Origin of the sequence: Vibrio lentus (genome assembly GCF_002875945.1) — a bacterium.
GTDB lineage: Bacteria > Pseudomonadota > Gammaproteobacteria > Enterobacterales > Vibrionaceae > Vibrio > Vibrio apostichopi.
In genome coordinates this window covers 63317-83345 of sequence record NZ_MCZK01000111.1, presented here as the reverse complement: position 1 = coordinate 83345, position 20029 = coordinate 63317, and the positions used below count along the sequence as shown (strand labels likewise).

18 protein-coding genes are annotated in these 20029 nt (G+C 44.0%); 9 read left to right on the top strand and 9 right to left on the bottom strand.

The window, feature by feature from the left end:
* Nucleotides 1–175: 175 nt before the first annotated feature.
* The 3 genes from BCT49_RS11150 to BCT49_RS11140 all read right to left on the bottom strand — a co-directional run bounded on the left by BCT49_RS11150 (nucleotide 176) and on the right by BCT49_RS11140 (nucleotide 3082).
* The gene (locus BCT49_RS11150; RefSeq protein WP_102435272.1) at nucleotides 176–871 is read right to left on the bottom strand and encodes a VC0807 family protein; all 696 of its coding nucleotides are present in this window, start codon (nucleotides 869–871) and stop codon (nucleotides 176–178) included.
* A gap of 182 nt (nucleotides 872–1053) precedes the next feature.
* Complete coding sequence (locus BCT49_RS11145; RefSeq protein ID WP_102435271.1) at nucleotides 1054–2298, bottom strand: NADH:flavin oxidoreductase/NADH oxidase family protein; 1245 nt, start codon at nucleotides 2296–2298, stop codon at nucleotides 1054–1056.
* Nucleotides 2299–2509: 211 nt separating this feature from the next.
* Nucleotides 2510–3082, bottom strand: coding sequence for a YceI family protein (locus tag BCT49_RS11140; RefSeq protein ID WP_102435270.1), 573 nt, complete (start codon nucleotides 3080–3082; stop codon nucleotides 2510–2512).
* 302 nt (nucleotides 3083–3384) lie between these two features.
* Here BCT49_RS11140 and BCT49_RS11135 point away from each other — a divergent pair, with 302 nt between their 5' ends.
* On the top strand, nucleotides 3385–4101 hold the full coding sequence (locus BCT49_RS11135; protein ID WP_102435269.1) for a DUF1826 domain-containing protein: 717 nt from the start codon (nucleotides 3385–3387) through the stop codon (nucleotides 4099–4101).
* Between the two features lie 72 nt (nucleotides 4102–4173).
* Here the strand turns inward: BCT49_RS11135 and BCT49_RS11130 are convergent, their stop codons facing one another.
* Together BCT49_RS11130 and BCT49_RS11125 are read right to left on the bottom strand one after the other, a co-directional pair.
* Nucleotides 4174–4533, bottom strand: a complete 360-nt coding sequence (locus tag BCT49_RS11130; RefSeq protein WP_102435268.1) for a VOC family protein — start codon at nucleotides 4531–4533, stop codon at nucleotides 4174–4176.
* A 133-nt stretch (nucleotides 4534–4666) separates the two neighbouring features.
* A complete protein-coding gene (locus BCT49_RS11125) occupies nucleotides 4667–5368 on the bottom strand; it encodes a helix-turn-helix transcriptional regulator (protein ID WP_102435267.1) in 702 nt (233 codons plus the stop codon).
* 304 nt (nucleotides 5369–5672) lie between these two features.
* On the opposite strand from BCT49_RS11125, the gene BCT49_RS11120 reads away from it, so the two are divergent.
* Nucleotides 5673–7559 carry a methyl-accepting chemotaxis protein gene (locus tag BCT49_RS11120; RefSeq protein WP_102435266.1) on the top strand — a complete coding sequence of 629 codons (1887 nt, stop codon included), beginning with the start codon at nucleotides 5673–5675 and terminating at the stop codon, nucleotides 7557–7559.
* Nucleotides 7560–7661: 102 nt separating this feature from the next.
* On the opposite strand, the gene BCT49_RS11115 is transcribed toward BCT49_RS11120, so the two are convergent.
* Together BCT49_RS11115 and BCT49_RS11110 are read right to left on the bottom strand one after the other, a co-directional pair.
* Nucleotides 7662–8063 carry an ACT domain-containing protein gene (locus BCT49_RS11115; RefSeq protein ID WP_102435265.1) on the bottom strand — a complete coding sequence of 134 codons (402 nt, stop codon included), beginning with the start codon at nucleotides 8061–8063 and terminating at the stop codon, nucleotides 7662–7664.
* 128 nt (nucleotides 8064–8191) lie between these two features.
* Nucleotides 8192–9085, bottom strand: coding sequence for a LysR family transcriptional regulator (locus BCT49_RS11110; RefSeq protein WP_102435264.1), 894 nt, complete (start codon nucleotides 9083–9085; stop codon nucleotides 8192–8194).
* Nucleotides 9086–9262: 177 nt separating this feature from the next.
* Between BCT49_RS11110 and BCT49_RS11105 the strand changes: the two genes are divergently transcribed.
* On the top strand, nucleotides 9263–10165 hold the full coding sequence (locus tag BCT49_RS11105; protein ID WP_102435263.1) for a Vmh family MBL fold metallo-hydrolase: 903 nt from the start codon (nucleotides 9263–9265) through the stop codon (nucleotides 10163–10165).
* 290 nt (nucleotides 10166–10455) lie between these two features.
* Here BCT49_RS11105 and BCT49_RS11100 read toward each other — a convergent pair whose 3' ends face one another.
* Entirely contained in the window at nucleotides 10456–10815 is a 360-nt protein-coding gene (locus tag BCT49_RS11100; RefSeq protein WP_241908060.1) for a DUF5329 family protein, read from the bottom strand.
* Nucleotides 10816–10855: 40 nt separating this feature from the next.
* Nucleotides 10856–11431: a TetR family transcriptional regulator gene (locus tag BCT49_RS11095; RefSeq protein WP_102435262.1), complete on the bottom strand. Its 576-nt coding sequence runs from the start codon at nucleotides 11429–11431 to the stop codon at nucleotides 10856–10858.
* A gap of 278 nt (nucleotides 11432–11709) precedes the next feature.
* On the opposite strand from BCT49_RS11095, the gene BCT49_RS11090 reads away from it, so the two are divergent.
* The 6 genes from BCT49_RS11090 to BCT49_RS11065 all read left to right on the top strand — a co-directional run bounded on the left by BCT49_RS11090 (nucleotide 11710) and on the right by BCT49_RS11065 (nucleotide 19970).
* A complete protein-coding gene (locus BCT49_RS11090) occupies nucleotides 11710–12456 on the top strand; it encodes an SDR family NAD(P)-dependent oxidoreductase (protein ID WP_241908059.1) in 747 nt (248 codons plus the stop codon).
* Nucleotides 12457–12672: 216 nt separating this feature from the next.
* Nucleotides 12673–13860 (top strand): alpha/beta hydrolase, encoded by a 1188-nt coding sequence (locus BCT49_RS11085; protein ID WP_102435261.1) that lies wholly within the window; start codon nucleotides 12673–12675, stop codon nucleotides 13858–13860.
* Between the two features lie 24 nt (nucleotides 13861–13884).
* Nucleotides 13885–14460, top strand: a complete 576-nt coding sequence (locus BCT49_RS11080) for a hypothetical protein (protein WP_102435260.1) — start codon at nucleotides 13885–13887, stop codon at nucleotides 14458–14460.
* Nucleotides 14461–14715: 255 nt separating this feature from the next.
* Nucleotides 14716–15531, top strand: coding sequence for a TauD/TfdA dioxygenase family protein (locus BCT49_RS11075; protein ID WP_102435259.1), 816 nt, complete (start codon nucleotides 14716–14718; stop codon nucleotides 15529–15531).
* Between the two features lie 324 nt (nucleotides 15532–15855).
* Nucleotides 15856–17622 carry an ABC-F family ATP-binding cassette domain-containing protein gene (locus BCT49_RS11070; RefSeq protein WP_102435258.1) on the top strand — a complete coding sequence of 589 codons (1767 nt, stop codon included), beginning with the start codon at nucleotides 15856–15858 and terminating at the stop codon, nucleotides 17620–17622.
* Nucleotides 17623–17921: 299 nt separating this feature from the next.
* Entirely contained in the window at nucleotides 17922–19970 is a 2049-nt protein-coding gene (locus BCT49_RS11065) for an ATP-binding response regulator (protein ID WP_102435257.1), read from the top strand.
* The last annotated feature ends 59 nt before the right edge of the window (nucleotides 19971–20029 follow it).

The following is a 20029-nucleotide window of genomic DNA, read 5'->3' as shown; positions in this document are numbered from 1 at the left end:
CTAAGCGGAGAAGAGCCCTTGACCTAATCTAAGAAAACTGGCCTCGAATTATAAATGTGATTCATTTGCTCAATCAAAGATGAAATTCCATCGAGCGACCAACGAGAGAGGAAAACGAAAAAGCCCAGCGAATGTGCTGAGCTTTTGGAGTGTTTCTAAGGTCGTTCGGTAAGAGCTACTTGGTAATGAAGATCTGTTCCGCTTCTAATGATGTCATGTCGCGTACTTGGCGCCAGATGTAGTAGAAAATACCTAACATCATGAGAAGGCTTGGGATTGCAATTGCTGGGTAGCTGTAAAGTGTCAGCTTACCAAGCTCTTCATTGAAGGCTACTGTGCCTGCTGGGCTGGTGACAATCCAAGTCGCTAGGAAGTAGTTCATCGCAGAAGAGAAGGCGAACGTGCTAGCGAACATGTAGTTTGATGTCATTAGGCACCGATCAAACTTAGCTTGGTTACCAAACTGTCTCAAACGCTCTTCAATCAACGAGATGTTTAATAGTGCTGGCGTGAAGATGACTTTTTGGATAAATGGGTAGCGAGTAAAGGTAGAGCCAAGTACCGCTAAACCAATTAAGCCGGGGATTAATGCTTCTTTGAGTGCTAACCAACGAGTGTCGAGTTCGAAGAAACCAATGCCGCCCGTTAATAGCACGCTGACAAAGCCCAGCGCCGCGATAAAGTTAAACTTCTTGTTGCGGATTAATTCCATACCACCGTAAGCAATAGGGAAGGCAAGTGCGACAAGCAATGCTAAGCCAGTTCCGAGATGCTCCTCTCCACTGAACTTCATTAGGATGAATGAAGGAAGAAAGACGTTAAAAACGACTTCGAAAAGAGGGCTCGATTTTTTGTTTTCTGTATTACTCATAATTTCTAAATACATTATGTTATGGATTTATTCTCAGGGATTGTTGTTTACCTCGCCCAAGATGTAAAGCCTTAAGGCTTCATGCTGTGTAACGACATGTGACATCAACGACATCTTTTGGAGTATAAGCGCTTCAATTCTCCGGAATAAATACGCTAAATACGTCAAATACGCTAAACACGTTACGCTCTGCGTTTCTTGAAGGCGTGCCAACCTGCACTTAAGATCGTTTTAACTACGACGCCAAGAGCACTTAATCTAGGATCGGTGTTTTTTCCTGCAGCCATTCGCCACATTTGATGTTCGTACCAAACCAATCCCACCATCGCCATTCTATCTAATGAAGGCTTCCCGGTAGTAGGGACGGTTAGTGGCATTCCGTATTCTGGGTTTTCAATTAACTTATTGGGGAAGTCAGGATCAACCGCCATGGTTCGAGCTATGCCGATAAAGTCCGTTGCGGATGTGCTTAATGCGTCATTCATCGCTTGTGCGGTTCGAAAGCCACCAGTGACCACGAGAGGCGTGCTGACCAGCTTTCTCGCCTTAACCATGTAATCCATAAAGTAGGCCTCACGTTTGAGTGTGCTTGCCTTTATCGGTTCACTTTTGCTCTTAGATCCCATCATCGACGGGCTTTCGTAAGTCCCGCCTGATATTTCGATTAAGTCAATTCCGTCTTCGCTCAACGCTTTTACAACCTGCATTGACTCATCTTCTGTGAAGCCACCTTTCATGAAGTCGGCACTGTTCAGCTTGATACCAACAGGGAAATCATCGCCCACTTCTTTTCGGATGCCACGATAAACCTCGAGTACGAATCGAAGTCTGTTTTCCAATGAGCCGCCCCATTTATCGTCGCGTTGGTTGTGTCTTGCCGACAAAAATTGACTTACAAGGTAACCGTGAGCGCCATGGATTTGAACGCCAGTAAAGCCAGCTTGTTTGGCAAGCTTAGCACTCAGAATAAACTTATTAATAACGTCGTGGATCTCGCTATCACTTAGGGCTCTTGGGGTGTTAAAGCCTTTCTCTAATCCTCGACCTAGTGATATAGCAGACGGAGCGACAGGTTCATTGCATAAGAACTTAGGGATCTGTTTGCCGGGGTGGTTAAGCTGCATCCATATGTGTGAACCGTTTTGCTTTCCGGCGTTAGCCCATTGACGAAAAACGGTTAAGTCACTTTGCTCATCCAAAACGAAGTTTTTCGGTTCACCGAGCGCATTCCTATCGACCATTACGTTACCGGTTATCGACAAACCAATCCCGCCATTCGCCCAACGTTGATAGAGGTTAACTAAACCGATTGTCGGGTTGTGGTGTTTGTCACCAAGTTGTTCGCTCATCGCTGATTTAAACAGGCGGTTCTTAATCACTTGGCCATTGATTAGAGTGAAAGGTTCACTGAGGGTAATAGAGTTCATGCGGTTTGGCTGCTATGGGCTTTTTATATGAGGGGTCTAGTATGACCTATTTGGTCGTTCGTTCCGAGCAATTCGGCTTTGTTGAGCCTTGTTCTGGCTCTGTTTGGGACTTTATAGGCATTAAGAATGACGGGATATTCTCTGCTTAAGCTCTCGCCTTAATAGGATGGCGAGAGCTTAGAGGGAGTCAAAAAGAGACGATATTAATCCATTACTTGTCGAAGAGTAGATTGAAGCTTAGAGGAACCTTATCGGAAATCGCTAGCCCGCCGACGGTTGCTGAAAGCTTGTTTAGGTTTTCCGTCGATATCCCAAAATCAGCGCCATTGACGATGATGGTTGATGTTGAATTGACCATGACAAAACCTTCAGACGGAACAACCATAACTGGGAAGTCGATGGTTTTGGTTACGCCATGCAAGGTGACTTCGGCCGCGATGGTCGTATTTTGTGGATCGCCAGATAGCATTGCAGGGTCAACCTTTCCGGAGATCTTCACTTCAGGGAAAGTCATCGATTCAAAGTAGAGCTCATTGAGTCGCTGGTCGCGAATCGATACTCCGGTACTCACGCTCTTCAAGTCTAGCAATATGGAAAACTGACCCTCTTCTGTCAGCCCACCGGATAGAGGCTTTATCGACGCGGGCTCCACAACAAATTGCTTCTTAATGGTTGCGAATGTAACGTTCGATAACTTGGGATCTAACGTGTAGCCCGTTTCTGCAAAAGATGGCGCAGAAATGAGGGTACAAAACAGACCGAGCGTTGGTATTAGTTTTTTCATAAGTGGTCACCAGATTGATGAATTTACAGGTTTAACGTTATGGAGCCGTTCGCTTAAAGAACGTCTTTGGCACATTTTTTGGAGCATATCTGTTGGAAAAGAAAGATAGATAAAAGCTTAGTCTAGCATTCACCAAATTACCTGAGGAAGGTAGAGCATCGCCATATTATTGGAACCATGATCGGCTAAGTTACTTGTGTATTTTTGGTTATGTTATAACATAACCAAAAATCATTCTTGCTGTGATTAACGATCGTGGCGGCAAGAGGAAGACGATAAGCATGCATCAAGGAGATGACGTAATGAATGCCGTGTTAACGAAGCCTTTGGCAACCAATAGCAATCAGCCACTTAACATTAATTCCGCCGTGAGCATCAAGGATCAAGCGAGTCATAAGCCATGCTTTCGTGCCTCTGAGCAGCCAACGGTGCTGGCCGATATCTATCAAAGTGATATCAATATTGCGATTTGGCAGCGTACATTTGATGCTGACTTAACAAGTGCCATTGGTGAGTTTATCGCGTTGAATCCAAACTTTAGTAAGTCTATTAGCCTGTCACCCGACAACGCTTTTGAGAAATTAGAGTTTGCGACAGACGGAACGGCTTCTAAAGCGCTATTAGAAAACATGGCAGAGTTAGTGGATATGTTCTGTTGCTTGTTCGAACTTGAAGAAGTAGGGCTGCGTCTAGCCGTTCTGAATAAAGCGATGTGTCCCCGTTTCCATTTTGACCAAGTACCTTGCCGCTTAGTGACGACTTATCATGGTGTCGCGACGGAATGGTTGCCAAACTACGCGGTCGACCGTTCGAAGCTAGGGCGAGGAGCCAACGGACAACCAGATTCTGCTTCAGGCTTATACACTCATGAATCTGATATCCAACAAATGGCGAGTGGTGATGTGGCGTTGCTGAAAGGAGAGAGTTGGAGTGGCAATGAAAATGCGGGTCTTGTACATCGTTCTCCCGTCACTTCATCTGACGAGACACGATTATTGCTGACGCTAGATTTCGGCTAATAAACTGTTTATGAGATGAGATGAGATGAGATGAGATGAGCAAGCGGCTAGGTGCAGCTTGCTCTTATTCGTTTAAGCGAAGACGCGGATACGGTGTCCGTCTGGATCAACAGCAAGAAAGTTGATGCCGTAAACCGACTCTTCTGGATCTTGTTCAAACTGAATACCTTTCTCTTTCCATGCTTGATAAAGATTTTCCAGTGTCTCTTTATCAGCAACAGGCATAGAGAGCTCAGTACCGCCGCCCTTGATGTTACTTGCTGGTGTTAGAACGTCAGCCTGCTTGAGGGTGATTTTAACGTTGTCTGCAAAGTCTAGGGCAGCAAAGGTTGGTGATAGAAGCTTTGGCTCGCAATCAAATGCTTTTGCATAAAAGTCCATGCTGCGATGAATGTCTGCGACATAAAGAACAAATGAATCAATGGTAAACATAATAGCTCCTAGGCTGGTCAATTTGATTTGCGATGTTGTTTCTGATTTAACTCGTTTCGTCTCTGGGCAACTTGATTTCCATCGAGTTTGCTCGGGTTGAGAGAAATATAACGCGTGCCAGTGACAGTTTTTGTCAGTAGCGAATTACTTTATCTGCAATGCCTTCGATGTTCTGCCAATCTTTGATCAAGTCATGACGCGGGCGCTGATATTTTTCTTCAAGCATTTTCCATTCTACGATTCTATCGAGCCTGAAATTCCGGTACGCATTTCGCGTTTCACACCAAGCGACCAAGACGTAGTGTTGTTCGAATAAGCCAATCAACATTGGCCAAACGATTCTTGAACTCACATTAGCTTTTGCGTCTGTGTAAAGGAGCTCAGCTTTGTTCTGCTGCTTAATTGCTAGCTTGATATCTGACAGTTCAATAGTTAGCTCTGTAACCTCAATGATTGAAGCAACACGCACAATGTCTTCACTGCGTTTGGCCTGGTGGTCTGCAGGCAACACCGCAGAAATCTTAGCAATGGCATTTCTAGCCGATTCACTGAATTCCCCATTGGCTTGTTTGGCGACCCATTCAGCGCCAAGCCGTAACGCTTCCAATTCTTCCGTTGAAAACATCATTGGTGGGAGAGTGAAGGTGGGTTTCAATTGATAACCCACACCAGCTTCACCATCAATTTCAGCACCTTGTGCTTGCAGTGTTACGATATCGCGATAAATGGTGCGAGTACTCACGTTGAGCTTTTTAGCGAGATTATCGGCAGACACTGGGTATTTATGACAGCGCAATAATTGGAGCAGGTCGAAGAGACGTTGACTTCGGGACATAGGAAAACTCTGAGTACTTAACAGCTTATAAGATTAATGCATTGAGAATACGAACGCCATTTACATCAGGGTAAATGAAACAAAAGGCTCGGCATCTTTGTTTGGGCTTTGAAGGCGTAACTTAACGTATATCATTCTTTCGATTGTGAATTGATCTGGATCTGCTATTGGTTCACATATATCGATAATACAATGAGTTAGCCCGTTCTATTATTTATTTTAATGTGTAAAATATATTGGCTTGCTACCGCATGGGAACGGTTCTGTTACCCACGGTTATTTATACAAAAACTATAGGTTTTCTATGTTAAAGAAACTCTCGCTTAAGAATAAGCTGGCGATCTCTGCCAGTATGGCCATCATCCTGGGGGGGATTTTGGTTGAAGCACTTTCATTTCGTGCATCATTGCAACGATTGGATACAGAAGTTGAACAGCGTTTGGAAGGGGCATCCGCTTCTTACAACCAATACGTGTCAGATTGGATCTTATCCAAAGAGCGTGCGCTCACTTCTCTGTCGAAAGAGTCCAAACAAGAAAGCTTGGTAACTCACCTAAAACAGGTTCGTGATTCTGCCTCTTTTGATAATGTCTTCCTGGCATTTCCTGACGGTTCGCAAAAGAATGCGAATGGTGTTGTGTTGCCACCAGGCAATGATGATCCACGCGTATGGGGTTGGTACACCAATGCGGTTGCGAATCCAAGTAGAGTGTTCATGGACAACCCAACGGTTGCTGCGGCAACGGGTGCTAACGTTGTGTCGCTGGGTACCGCAATGCAATTACACGGTCAGCAGGTCGTGTTGGGTGCAGACGTAGAAATTACCGACATCCTTAATAGCCTTGAAAAGGTAATTCTTCCGGGTGAAGGTTACATGTTCATCGCGACGAACAAGGGCACGGTTTACACGCACGCAGATACTAAGCTACTGAACAAGAATATCAGCTCGCTTGGGTTGAATTTTTCTGATGTACAAAAGGCGTTAGTGAGCGGTAAAGATACTTCTATCGATTTGAACGGCAGTGACTATGTTCTGTATGCACGAGCGATTGATGGCACAAACCTGATTACCATCAGCGTGGTTAATCATGACTCTTTGGTTGCGCCGTTATTTGATGCGGTGATCGGTCAAGTGTTGGTGACACTGCTGGTTGTGATTGTATGCACCATATTGTTCAATCTGCTGTGTACGATTCTATTCCGTCCGCTTAATCATGTATCTCAAGCCTTGGCACAAATCGCCAATGGTAGTGGTGATTTAACTCAACGAATTCATGTTGAAAACCAAGACGAAGTGGGTGAGCTGGCTCATAACTTCAATACATTTGTGAGTAGTTTACAGCAGTTGATTGGTCATATCCGTGGACAATCAGAACAGCTAAACAGCCAGTCGGAGCAAAGTGCCCAGCGTGCAAATCGTTCTGTGGATGAGCTAAACCACCAGCAACAAGAAATCACTATGGTGGCGACAGCGGTAACGGAAATGGCCTGTGCAACTCAAGAGATTGCATCGCATGCCGAGCAAACAGCAAAGGCTGCACAAGACTCAGCAGCAAGCACCAACAGCGGTCACGCTCTGGTTGTCGACACTAAAGGCTCAATTAATAACTTGGCCAATGAAGTGAACGAAGCGGGCAATGTGATTAGCGAACTTAACAAGCACGCTCAAGAGATCTCGACCGTATTGGCGACAATCCAAGGCATTGCAGAGCAAACCAACTTACTTGCTTTGAATGCAGCGATTGAAGCCGCTCGTGCTGGTGAACAAGGTCGTGGTTTTGCTGTGGTAGCAGATGAAGTACGAGTACTTTCTCAACGTACTCACTCCTCAACAGAAGAGATCAAATCAACGATCGATATTCTACAGCGCACAACGACTCAAGCCGTTGAGCTTATGGAGAGCAGTTCTAAACTGGCAATACATTCAGTAGAGGATGCCGACAGGGCTTCACACGCACTTGAAGAGATCAATACTGCCGTTGCTTTGATCAGCGATATGGCAACTCAAATCGCGACCGCAGCTGAAGAGCAAACACACGTGACGGGTGAAATTACCCAAAACATTACGACCATTAAAGATGTTACCGACCACCTAGTTGTGGGCGCACAGGACAGCTTAACTGAGTCGAACGAACTTAAGAGCCAAGCCGCTGGTTTAAGTGACAAAGTGGCGACTTTTAAGCTTGCTTAACGGTCTTGTTCTCTGATGCCTGATCAGTGAATGAACATTAAGCGATAAGCCAAAGCGACGTAGATTACGTCGCTTTTTTTGTGCCTGAAGAACGCACTTTTGTTAGCTCGCTTCTGAAAACTCTCTAAGCGCACTCATTGCGGCTTCAGCTTTGTCTTTCTGAACGAAGATGTGGTCGTGATAAAAGCCAGCAATCACGTTGGCGCTAATGCCATATGAGCCTAGCTTGGTGGCAAAGGCTGCGGTTAGTCCAACCGCTTCTAGGCTCGAGTGTACCGATAAAGTGATCATGCTAAACACACCATCGAAATCGAGTTGAGTTCGTCGTGCGGTATCCTCAGTGAGCACCAAGGTTAAGCCTTCTTTTTCACGAAACGTCGCGATTGGTTCGAGTTGAACATAATCTGCTAATCCCCCGTCTACAGTACAAAAAACATAATCACCTTCAAAGAGCTCTGGTGACATGGACTTTAGCAGAATGTTTAAATCGGTAATGGCAGTCATCGTCTTTTTCCCTGCGTAATCGCGTTTGTTTATGGTGTTGGATAGTGCAGCCAAGATAGAATTTAGCTATGCATAAGTAAAATTAATAATACTTATTCCACATCAGTATTGTTAATGACAAGGCTTACCTACCAGCTTGTCGACTGTTCCATCTCGTTAGATAGGTGGTCAATAAAGGCCCTTAACAGCGGTGTGACTTGTTTACGCGTTCCATAAACTGCGTGCACACCCAGCGTTTTTGGTTTCCATTCAGAGAGTAGAGGAACCAATAGCCCACTTTCAATTAAACCTTCGACTGAAGGAAAGGGCAGTAAGCAGATACCGTTGCCTTTGAGTGTGGCAGAAAGTAGAACTTCAGAAGTATTCGCACTGATGTTCCCTTTAATCGGCACTAATTCCAGTCCATTCGGGCCATTAAACGTCCACGCGGTTTTGCCAAAATAACTGAATGATAGGCAGTTGTGGTGTGTTAAATCTTGCGCATTTTTGGGTGTCCCTTTCTCTTTTAGGTATTGAGGCGACGCGCAAATCACAGACCGACATTCACCGAGCTGCTTCGCGACAATATTGGGCGTCAGTTCGTTGGTAATACGAATCGCTAAATCGATACGTGACTCAACAAGATTGACCGTTTGATCGGTAGAAACGATATCAATTGAGACCTCTGGCCATTTATCGATGAAGCGACCGATCACGTCCATCAAGAAGCTATCGACAATCGAATAACTCGCGGTAATACGCAGTTGGCCTTTCAAGTGCTCGCGGCTTTGGTTTCTGATACCTGCTAACGATGCTTCGAGGGCAAGTAACTCCCTTGCGACTTCAAGCGTCTCTTTTCCTGCGCTGGTTAAGCTCAAGCTTCGAGTGGTTCTATGAAGCAGACGAGTATCCATCCAGTTTTCGAGTTCCCCCAAATAGCGCGTGACTTTGGTTCGAGAGAGATCAAGGTGTTCGGCTGCTGCACTCAAACTGCCACGCTCAACGATGGTGACAAAGACGTTCATTGCCTCAAGTTTATCCATTGTTCTTATTACCCAAATGATTTTTGAATCTAATCGCTACGAGAAAATGAGTATATGTCCGAAAATCGCAACAGTGAAAGTTAATTTGATGTCTATTTCATCTAATTCCAATCAAATAAGATGTTTGCACACTCAATGAGTTGGCAGGCGTTCAGCTCTTAATAACGGAATAAAGCTATGAAAAAGTTATCTAAAATCCTTTTATCAAGAACCGCGCTTTTAGGAGCAATGAGTTTAGGAGCCATGCTAGCTGCATCGAGTGTTGTCTCTGCTGCTGAGCTAAACATCACTCATTTCAATCCGGGTGAAAATGCAATATTCCCAGCAACCTCTGTACTGGTTTCGGGAGAAAAGGAAGTGATTTTGTTTGATGCACAATTTAGCATCGCAGATGGGCAAAAGCTGGTGGAGCAAATCAAAGCCACAGGCAAAGAGCTATCGATGATTTACATCAGCAGTGGCGACCCAGATTTCTACTTTGGCTTAGAACCGATTGTGGCGGCATTTCCAAACGTTGAGGTTGTGGCAAGTGAAGCGATCGTTGCTCACATCAAGCGTACTAAAGATGCAAAGCTAGAATACTGGGGGCCAATCTTAGAAGACAACGCACCGTCTAAAGTCATTGTCCCAACCGTGCTTAACGAGACCACGCTGAACATTGAAGGTGAAACCATCGAAGTAAGAGAAATTAACACGCACCAAGCTTACCTGTGGGTTCCGTCTGAGAAAACTGTGTTTGGTGGTGTGTCGGTTTATAGTGGCGTACATGTATGGATGGCAGATACCGCATCAAAACAGATTCGTAGCCAGTGGTCACAATCATTAGAGCGCATGAAAGCACTTGAGCCCGAGGTGGTCATTCCTGGCCACTACTTAGGTGAAATGTCAACGGGTACTAACGGCGTTCAATTTACGATGGATTACGTTACAGATATTGAAAAAGCACTGGTAAGCACAAGCAATCCAACGTCTGTTGATATCAGTGATTACATGAAGAAAGCATACCCACAATTTAAGGCAACAGAAGGCGACCTTGAACTGGGTGCCAAAGTGCTAAGTGGTGAGATGGAATGGCACTAAGTCGATTATCTCGGTTGTGTCTCAGAAAAACTTGAAGATTGTGTGCTAGATTTAAGTTGATACACAACTGGAGATATCGATGATCTGGCTTTCGGTGAAAGTACTACAGATTGGACTTGTCTATGGATACAGGAAGTATCAAAAAACGAAAAGAGCGCCTATTTAGGGGCTCTTTTTTTGTTTGGCACTTTGTTGTTTACTATTTAGCAAGGCAGTAAGTTAACAGGGCTGAATGTTAGAGAATAAGAGAATAAGAGAATTAGTAAGTGAGAAAGTGAGAAAGCTAAAAGTTAACGAGACCGAAAATCATCAAGTTCTGATTTTAACCAAACTTCACTGCTAACCGATGCTTTACCTTCACAGTGAACTTGGTAATGACGCCCACTCAACATACTTTTTGTTGCTGAATACGCGATAAAATCTTCAGCAGACTCAATATCGTCGGCGTAATAATCAGCTTTCTTTTTTATATGTGCAGCCGCTTCTGGCCCGTTGTGCATTGTGCCATTTCGCTCGTATTTGCACTGCGTTGATTCAACAAAGGTAAGTAGATGGTCAATCTCTTGTTGAGGAGAGGCCAATGCATGATTCAGCAATAGCAATTGGCTGACCATCAACCCACAGAGAAACAGTGTACGCTTCACAATCATCCTCTCCCATCTAATCGGCTATTACAGAAACGATTAGGAATCAGTGTTTATAGATGGCTTTTTCTAACAAAGAAAAAAGCTGTGTAAATTCTTGTTCAATGGTGTCGCTCTTCCATTCTGATGAATGAAGTGGGTGGTGGTAACGCACGGTACCAAAGAAGAAGCAACGCGCAGTAGTAGCACAATCCTCAATTTCAAAGACACCTTCTGTAACGCCATCGTTTAAAATCGACTCAACTTGTTGCAACAGATGGTTGATGTGTTTTGATTTTACGTGCTCTGGTGTTTGTTGTGCCAATGATGAATACGACTCAAACAACTCTGGCTCGCCAATAAAAATGCTTCTCTTAATGGCCGTTAACGCCTCAAACCATTCTCGAAGCCTTATTGATGCGCTTTCAGAACTGTGTGCGATCTCAGTTAATGGCGCAGTTACACGCTCCAACCATCTTAATGTTATCGCCTCATGCAATTCCGCTTTAGTTGCAAAGTGTCGGTAAACCGTGCCGTGACTCACATCAAGGGAACGAGCTACGTCAACAACGGTCGTTTTTCTTGGGCCGAACTTACGTAAAACGATTTCCGATGCATCTAATATTTTTTCTTTAGTAAGCATTTCTAACTACCAATAAATTGTGTCTAAACCCGTATTTAAGGCTTTGAAAATAAGAATTTTCGATAACGACAGTATTAGCTTGATGCTATCGATTACCGTCTACTCAGTCAAACGAGGTCATCGTTTAATGCAAAGGTTATTGCCGTAATACATAAGTTGTTGCCCTTATACATAAGAGTTAATGTGTTCTTATATCAAATTGGCGCGTTGACAATGTAACAAATGACATTTATTGTAAATTGTCATTTGTTGTTATCGAATCCATTAGGAGCATTACTATGCCGCTAAGTTTGATTGCCAGTCGTCCCCCGAAGGGTAGGCATCGCCGAGTGATATCGGCCATTATTGGACAGAAAAGAAAACATCATGCTTGCCCTGAGTTACCAAGGCTTGATGGGAAAAGGGTACTTGTAACGGGCGGAACCGCTGGCATTGGCGAGTTCATCACTCGTTCTTTACTTGCTCAAGGTGCGAGGGTGACGTCGTTGGCGAGAGGCTTATCGGATGCAACGGATGATATCCTTCATGCCGAATCAATCTATATGGACCTTGCGGATCCCAAGAGCATTGTCACTGCTGTAAAACAACTAGGGGAGACGCCATTCGACATTGTTATTTGTAACGCGGGGCTGGTGTCTAAAAAGGCTGAAATCTCACCTTCCGGTTATGAAAAAACATTTTCAGTCAATGTGTTAGGTCATCACATTCTTTATCGACTCCTTATGCAGAAAAACATGTTGGTTGATGATGCTCGTCTGGTGATTACCAGTGGAGATATTTACATTATGGAAAATGAGTGTGCAGCTGATCTTCCTTTTGATGGCACATCCAGTACTTATTCACGAAGCAAGTTAGGGAATTTGTGGCAAGTGCGTGAGTTATCAGAGCGTTACCCTAATATTCATCCAATCGCGGTTCATCCCGGAGTGGTTGCCAGTGGCTTTGCTGGAAGCAAAAAGGGTTTCTCGCATGGCTTCGTACTAAACAACTTGTGTCGGAAGAGCAAGGATCCCATTCCTCTCTGATTGGTGCGACACAAGATCTTCCAAGAGGAAGTTATTGGCACAATGTGTTTGGGTTGGTTGACTTACCGGACGGGGATCCTGGTTGTGATGCATCTGGTTCTAGGAAGTTGTGGGGCCAACTTGAATCGATTACCGCACCTTACCTGCAGGCGTGCGACGTTAAGCTATCTGGAAAATAGAAATGAAATTTCGTTACACATTAAGGTCAATATTTTTATGAAAACTAGGTTCAATGCTCTTGTGATCATGGGTTGTGCTTTATTGCTGATTGGATGCATTAGCAGCGAGCAGGAATATGATCATCCACTCTATGACACGTCTACTAGTGCGTTTCCAGTGAAACAGTTTGATTCGTTTCTAGAGTATCAACAAACCGTTCAGACTTGGCTGGAAGAGAATCGTGTGTTTTTGCAAGACGATCATGCAGCGGAGCTTTCTTATAATACTCCTTTTGAAATCTCACCAAACCAAGCAAACACACTGAAAAAGGGCATCATTTTTGTGCATGGCTTGGGTGACTCTCCTTGGTCTTTTGTTGATGTTGCCCAAGAGTTCGCCGATGAAGGTTACTTGGTGCGCAGTGTATTGCTTCCGGGGCATGGTAGTCGTCCCGCCGATTTAGTGCCGATAAGTATATCTGATTGGGAGAATACGGTTAAAAATCAAGTCGAGATTATGCAGGAAGAGGGGTTTGAGGTGTCTTTAGCTGGGTTCTCTACTGGTGCGAATTTGGTGACGGATTATGCCAATAGTAATCCAAGCATAGAGGCTCTGTATCTGTTTTCTCCTGCCTTTAAATCTGACAGTGACATTGATTTCCTTGCGCCTGCTGGCGCTCTATTTGTTGATTGGGTGTTCCAAGGCGATCCGCAAAATCACAACAATCAAATGAAATACAATAGCGTACCTTTGAATGGCTTTGCGCAGTATTACTGGACTAGCTACGAGGTTCAAAAATCTCTAGAAAGAAAGCCTTTCGACAGACCTGCATTTTTAGCCGTCACTCAATATGACAGTGTCGTTAATGTTACTGAAGTCCTTAAACTGTTTGAAACGCAGTTTACCAATGCAAACAGCCGATTTATTTGGTTTGGAAATAAGCCAGATACGCTAGATAAACGCGTTGTCCATTTCGACAGTCGCGTGCCGTCAAAACGCATCAGTAACTTCTCTCACATGAGCTTGTTATACCGTGAAGACAATTTCTATTATGGCGCTAATGGTAAATTCCAAATGTGCCGTAACAGCACCGATCCTCTTGATTATGAAGCTTGTTTAAATAGTGATGAACCGTGGTATTCCGCTTGGGGGTACAAGGAAGAAGGGAAGGTTCATGCTAGGCTGACCTACAATCCATATTTTGACGAAATGTTGGAATACGCCAAATCTATCACGGCCCTGTAAAGTTGATATTAGAAGGACACTAAAATGTATCAAAAACCATACCCTGTATTACCATTGGGGCTGATATCGTTGCTATCACTGTTGTTTACTGGCCCTGTAAGCGCAGATTGGAAGGAAACGGGATCACACTTAAAGTTGGTTGATCTGTTAGACAGGGAAGACGGCTATTGTATTGATGTTGCTGGAAGTGGTGAGTATGTAAGATTCGATTTGCCGTTATTGACGCACAACTGCAAAGAAGGCTTGTACGCTGATGAAGCGGTGACCTATCGAGATGATGGAACACTGTTCTTTCCAGCTTTCGAGGCATGTGTCACTGTTATGGGCGTGAATAATAATTCGCTACCTTACAATGCCTTGATGCTAAAACGTTGCCACGTTGATGAACCGTTTTTGAAAGCGACTCAGTTCCAAACGTTTGAGTTTACAGAGGATAAACAGGTGCAGTTGGTGGGTTCTAACCTTTGTATTACTGCAGGCGGTGTATCTAAAGTGACTTACAGTGCGGCGCACCGATGGAGAAGCTTGTATATGCAGGAGTGCAATGTTGCTGACAAAGCGTTATCTCAATGGCAAATGGTTAAACCAACGACTCGCTAGTCGGTATCCTAAGTTAATAGTTAATAGCTGAAAGATAAAAACTAAACAAACTCAGAGCCTCAGTCTTCACGCTGTTCTTAACAGATTGAAGACTGAGGCTTTTATGTATTAAGCGATGCAAGATAATTGATTTTAGGAGGAAAACTGCTTTTTGCTTTTATAGCGAGTAGGATTGAAAGAAATGGCGTATTTGTCCGGTTTAATAGTCAGTATCTAAATTGACTCTGAAATGTCACATCATCAATAAGCGAATTTATGTTGAAAATTGAACCCATTACCCCTCACATCGGAGCTCGTATCCATGGAGTCGATCTCGCCACATGCAGTGCGAATGAACTCGATGAGGTTTATCAGGCGCTTCTAACCCATCAAGTGATTTTTCTGGATGATCAAACCCTTTCTCCAGAGCAGCACTTGATGATTGCACAGCGATTTGGGCAGCTCGAACCCGCGCATCCGTTTTTTCCGTGCGTCGAGCATGTGCCTCAGGTCAGTGTGATAGAAACAACGCATGGCAATGCTCCGATGGAAAGTTATTGGCATACGGATCTAACTTGGCGGGATCTACCATCGAAAGCTTCTCTGTTGCATGCTCAGCATATTCCAAGCGTAGGCGGGGATACGATTTGGTGCTCGATGACGGCTGTGTTTGAATCGTTAGATGAAGATATGAAAGCAAAGCTGAGAGGCTTATCTGCGACCCATTCGCTGGTGGCGTTTGAAGGCATAGAGTCAGAACAAATTGAGCTTGATTGGCACAAGTCGTTAATCAAAACGGCTCAACAAAATCCCCCAGTGATTCACCCGGTTGTTCAAATTCATCCTGAAACAGGTAAAGAAACGCTTTATATGAATGAACAGTTTACTCGTTATATCAATGAGCTTGAGCGACAAGAGAGCGATGCTTTACTTAGTCAGCTGTTTGAAATAGCGCGCAGCCCAGAGTTTCAAGTTCGTTTCAAATGGGACAACGGATCAATGGCGATTTGGGATAACAGGGTAACGCAGCATTACGCGGTGATTGATTACGGCGATACTCCAAGAAAAATGCACAGAGTCACTGTGACCTAGCTTACGTAAGTTTAGGGTCAATTCAGGCTAAGCCGAATGCGGCTAAATATTTTGACTCATAGGTCAATGTGATTTATTTTTAGCGCTAATGTTCAACTCAATACAAATATAAGGAGGATTTTTATGAAAGTGTGTAAGTTTAACTTTGCGCATATTTTTTGGTACGACCAAAACTCAAGTTTTAACATTATCGTGCTGCGATAACCAAAACTTGAGCGAAGCATTTAAAACTAAACTTCTATAGAGTTTCTTCTCTCTAGTTTACTTGGTTGTTGTCAGCAAATGACGACAGCGCGTTCGCGCGCTTGAAACTTGAGTAAACAAATGACTACATTAATATCTACATCATCTATTTCTTACGATCTAACATCATGCCGCTTATTTGATGGGCTTTCTTTCACCATTAAAAAGGGTGACCGCATTGGCCTAATTGGCAGCAATGGGTGTGGAAAAAGCACTTTACTACGTCTATTAAACAAAGACTTACCTGATTCTATCGGCAGTGTGTCTTTCGCCTCTTATGCTGAAGTCGCGCTTATTGAGCAACACCTCCCTAAACGCCTGTTGAGCATGTCGATGCTTGATGCTGTTATCGATAATCTCCCATCTGAGATCCAACTCTCTGAGCAATGGCGTGCTCAAATCATCTTGTCTAATTTAGGCTTTGACGAAAGCTATTGGGACCAGTCGATTGATACTTTAAGTGGTGGTCAATACGCACGAGTCTTGGTAGCAAGATCCTTAATTGTCGAACCTGATGTTCTACTTCTGGATGAACCGAGCAACCACTTAGATTTGCCAACTTTGCTTTGGTTAGAGCAATTTCTTATGGATTGGAAAGGCACCTTTGTGATGGTTTCGCATGACCAAAGGCTACTCGACCATGTGACCAATTGTACTTGGGTGTTACGTGACAAAAAACTGCAATACTTCAGCCAAACCTGCACTGAAGCAAGAAAGGCGTTAGAAGAGAAAGATCGCGCTGACGCTGAAAGGCAAGAAGTGGAACAAAAAGAGATTAACCGCATTGAAAAGAGCGCGCAGCGCTTAGCTATTTGGGGTAGGGATTTCGATAACGAAGGCCTAGCTCGCAAAGCCAAAAGTATGGAGAAACGTGCTGCTGGCTTGCGAACGACCATGACGCGTTTGGATACGATTGAACCATGGACGCTGAGCCTGTCAGGTGAGTCGATGAAAGCCAATCGCTTACTTGAATTAGCGTCGGTGCCAATAGCAGCCGCGCAAGACCAAGCGCCACTGTTTGAAGTTCTGTTCCAACAAGTCAAAAGTGGCGATCGTGTCGCTATTTTAGGCAAGAACGGTGCAGGTAAGTCTTCATTGTTGAAAGTGTTATGGGCAAGCTATCAAGCCTCTCAACTTGAAGATAATGGTTACTTCCATCTGCAAGCCGAAGTGGGTTATTACGACCAAAGCTTGAACCAATTGTGCGATGAGCACTCGTTGATAGATTCGTTGTACCCATTTTATCCGGTTTCACAAGAAGCTAGAAAAATGGCTTTGATCAGCGCGGGCTTTTCTTATGAAAGACACGATCAAAAGATCGCTGAATTAAGCGGTGGCGAGCGTTCTCGTTTACTGTTTGTCGGGCTATCTTTGGCTAAGTATCACTTCCTGCTGCTTGATGAACCAACGAATCACCTTGATATCGAAGGTAAGGAAGAGCTAGCGCATTGCTTAACTCGTTTCGAAGGTGGTTTGTTGTTGGTCAGCCATGATCGAGAACTCATCGAGAGTTCATGTAATCGATTCTGGTATATCAATGATGGTCAGTTGGTGGAAATGACTTATTTAGATGCGGTTTATGAGGCCATGTCTGTCGGTAATCAGGTCGTGAGCATAGAGGCGGGAGGGGAAACTCCAAGTACTGTGTTATCACGCTCCACGACCAGTGAAAATCAATTCCCCGAGCTAGCTCAAAATGATGACGAGTTGCTTTTGGAAAGACTGTTGGAGTTGGAAGAGTTACTGACACAAGACAAGTCTCGAAAAGTAAAACATCAAAAGCCAGATCTTCAACAGAAATGGCAGCAAGAAATAGTAAGTATCAATATGAAATTGGAGCTAAGTTAGCTAGGCACGCCAGTTGATTTGATATTACATTGATGAGTTATGCGTGCTCGGCTGTGATCGCTGAGCACACATAACCAAAGACTCTTCATTTATTCAGAATCGGCCAAAGGCTTTTGTTACTTTTATCAGTATTTACACTGACTCCAAATTCAAGTTTAAAAGCAAAAACCTTGATATATATTTGATTGAAACCTCATTGCTCGGAGATGATGTGTAATATAATCCGTGACAAAATATAAGAACAAAAATTAAATCATAAAATTTGTAAACGTTAGGGCTTAGTTAATAAAGTATTCCGTATGAACGCAATTCGCAAAGTTTATCAGTACGCAGAACCAAACCTTACTCTCGTCGGATGGATGGGCTTTGTCGGCTTCCCGATCTACTACGTTGTGTGGGAGTTTTTGTTCCCTCAACCTTATGAAAACTTGTCGCTGCGTCTAGCTTGTTCGGTATTATTCTTCGGCATTATTTTTCGTAATCGTGTCCCATTTGACTGGCGTAAATACCTTCCGGCTTATTATCAAGTTGCGATAACCCTCTGCTTACCGTGTTTCTTCTTCTACATGCTGCTGATGAACAATTGGTCCAACGTTTGGGTCATGTCTTTCATGTCGGCCATATTCCTGCATATCTTGTTGGTGCACGTGACTAAGGTCATGTTCGCTCAAACCTTTGCCGGAATCGGAATTGCGACGTTTTGTGCTTGGGTGGCACAGGGCTTCTATCTAGAACTCACAATGGACTGGACGCATGTGCCAATCTTTTTGTTTATCTACTTATTCGGCAACTTGTTCTACTTCCGCAATCAGGTGGAACACGAGAACAAGGTGTCGTTAGCGAAATCTTTTGGGGCTGGCATTGCTCATGAGATGCGAAACCCTCTAAGTGGCTTGTTGACCTCCATAGATGTCATGCAGTCCATATTGCCGAACCCCAAAAGTGGCGACCATAAAGGGCAGTATGCTCTTAGCAATGAAGACGTTATCCAGTTGCGTGAAGTGGGTGATGAGGCGATGGAGATCATCCACTCAGGCAACGAGACGATTGATCTGTTGCTGACTTCAATCGATGAAAACCGCGTATCGCGTTCAACATTCAAAAAGCATTCAGCGCAAGCGGTGGTCGAAGATGCAATCGACAGTTTTAACTACAAGCGTTCAGCCGATAAGTCAGCGATATCTTTAGATGTACAAAGCGATTTTGATTTCTTGGGCAGTGATACCTTGTTGAAGTACGTCATGTACAACTTATTCAAGAACGCATTTCATCATCGCAGCCCGGAAGATTTTCATATTCATGTCACGATGTGCAGCGATGAAGTGACCAATCAAATCATGGTCACCGATAATGGTGCGGGTATCTCAAGCGACTTGATTCGACGCATCTTCCAAGATTTTTACACCACGGGCCAATCGGGTAATTACGGACTGGGTTTGCCATTTTGTAAGAAGGTGATGCGTTCGTTTGGTGGTGAGATTAAATGTCAGTCGGAAGTGGAACAATGGACGCAGTTTACGATGACGTTCCCATCTTTGGCTTCAAATACAGTGAAAGAGATCAAGAGCGAGCTCACCAAGCTTAAGACTGTGTTGATGGTGAGCGACCAAAAGATTCTGACCAGTAAAATGACCGAGATATCGCGTTTTATGGGTTTCGACCTCGCCATCTTAGATGTCGCATCCGCCCTAAAAAATAAGGAATACCAGTTCGAATTCGATCTGATCTTTGTTGATATGGAGAGCTTGGATTTACGAGCCAGTTGCCTAGAGAGGATTGAATCTCTGCTTTCGTTCACTGAAGCGCGAATCATCTACTTGTATGAGCATCATCCTATTAAGCGTGTTCGAAACGTTTCTTTCGAGCCTATTTGGGTCGAAACTCAAGTTTGGCTGCTTAATACTAAAGCGACCATCGATCGCTTACTTTTCGATTCCAATTACGTGATGCCAGCTGCGCCTACAAAACCGCTAGAGGCCACGAATAAGCGAACGATTATGGTGGTGGATGACAACGAATCTTTGCGCCGTTTTACTGCTATGTTACTGGAAAAGCAGGGCTTTGATGTTGTGCAGAAAGAAGATGGCCAACAAGCGTTAGACGCATTGGATAGTGATGATATCGACTTGATTCTCATGGATATCGAAATGCCCATCATGGATGGTGTGGAAGCTTCACGCCGAATTCGAAGTGCCAATAAAGCGTACTCTTCGGTGCCAATTATCGCTCACACGGGTGACAGCTCGCCCGTCACTTTAGAGAAAATGGAATCGTCAGGCATGTCAGATTTTATCGTCAAACCGGCAGATAAAAATCGATTGTTCGATAAGATTGCTCACTGGATTTAGTGAATGCCTTAGGTTGAATCACACGACCATTTTGTCAGCGAACAAAAACACAAGAAAGA

Bases quoted from the DNA above. Each gene is read 5' to 3' on its own strand.
- BCT49_RS11150 (WP_102435272.1), bottom strand. From the start codon at position 871: ATGAGTAATACAGAAAACAAAAAATCGAGCCCTCTTTTCGAAGTCGTT.
- BCT49_RS11145 (WP_102435271.1), bottom strand. From the start codon at position 2,298: ATGAACTCTATTACCCTCAGTGAACCTTTCACTCTAATCAATGGCCAA.
- BCT49_RS11140 (WP_102435270.1), bottom strand. From the start codon at position 3,082: ATGAAAAAACTAATACCAACGCTCGGTCTGTTTTGTACCCTCATTTCT.
- BCT49_RS11135 (WP_102435269.1), top strand. From the start codon at position 3,385: ATGAATGCCGTGTTAACGAAGCCTTTGGCAACCAATAGCAATCAGCCA.
- BCT49_RS11130 (WP_102435268.1), bottom strand. From the start codon at position 4,533: ATGTTTACCATTGATTCATTTGTTCTTTATGTCGCAGACATTCATCGC.
- BCT49_RS11125 (WP_102435267.1), bottom strand. From the start codon at position 5,368: ATGTCCCGAAGTCAACGTCTCTTCGACCTGCTCCAATTATTGCGCTGT.
- BCT49_RS11120 (WP_102435266.1), top strand. From the start codon at position 5,673: ATGTTAAAGAAACTCTCGCTTAAGAATAAGCTGGCGATCTCTGCCAGT.
- BCT49_RS11115 (WP_102435265.1), bottom strand. From the start codon at position 8,063: ATGACTGCCATTACCGATTTAAACATTCTGCTAAAGTCCATGTCACCA.
- BCT49_RS11110 (WP_102435264.1), bottom strand. From the start codon at position 9,085: ATGGATAAACTTGAGGCAATGAACGTCTTTGTCACCATCGTTGAGCGT.
- BCT49_RS11105 (WP_102435263.1), top strand. From the start codon at position 9,263: ATGAAAAAGTTATCTAAAATCCTTTTATCAAGAACCGCGCTTTTAGGA.
- BCT49_RS11100 (WP_241908060.1), bottom strand. From the start codon at position 10,815: ATGATTGTGAAGCGTACACTGTTTCTCTGTGGGTTGATGGTCAGCCAA.
- BCT49_RS11095 (WP_102435262.1), bottom strand. From the start codon at position 11,431: ATGCTTACTAAAGAAAAAATATTAGATGCATCGGAAATCGTTTTACGT.
- BCT49_RS11090 (WP_241908059.1), top strand. From the start codon at position 11,710: ATGCCGCTAAGTTTGATTGCCAGTCGTCCCCCGAAGGGTAGGCATCGC.
- BCT49_RS11085 (WP_102435261.1), top strand. From the start codon at position 12,673: ATGAAAACTAGGTTCAATGCTCTTGTGATCATGGGTTGTGCTTTATTG.
- BCT49_RS11080 (WP_102435260.1), top strand. From the start codon at position 13,885: ATGTATCAAAAACCATACCCTGTATTACCATTGGGGCTGATATCGTTG.
- BCT49_RS11075 (WP_102435259.1), top strand. From the start codon at position 14,716: ATGTTGAAAATTGAACCCATTACCCCTCACATCGGAGCTCGTATCCAT.
- BCT49_RS11070 (WP_102435258.1), top strand. From the start codon at position 15,856: ATGACTACATTAATATCTACATCATCTATTTCTTACGATCTAACATCA.
- BCT49_RS11065 (WP_102435257.1), top strand. From the start codon at position 17,922: ATGAACGCAATTCGCAAAGTTTATCAGTACGCAGAACCAAACCTTACT.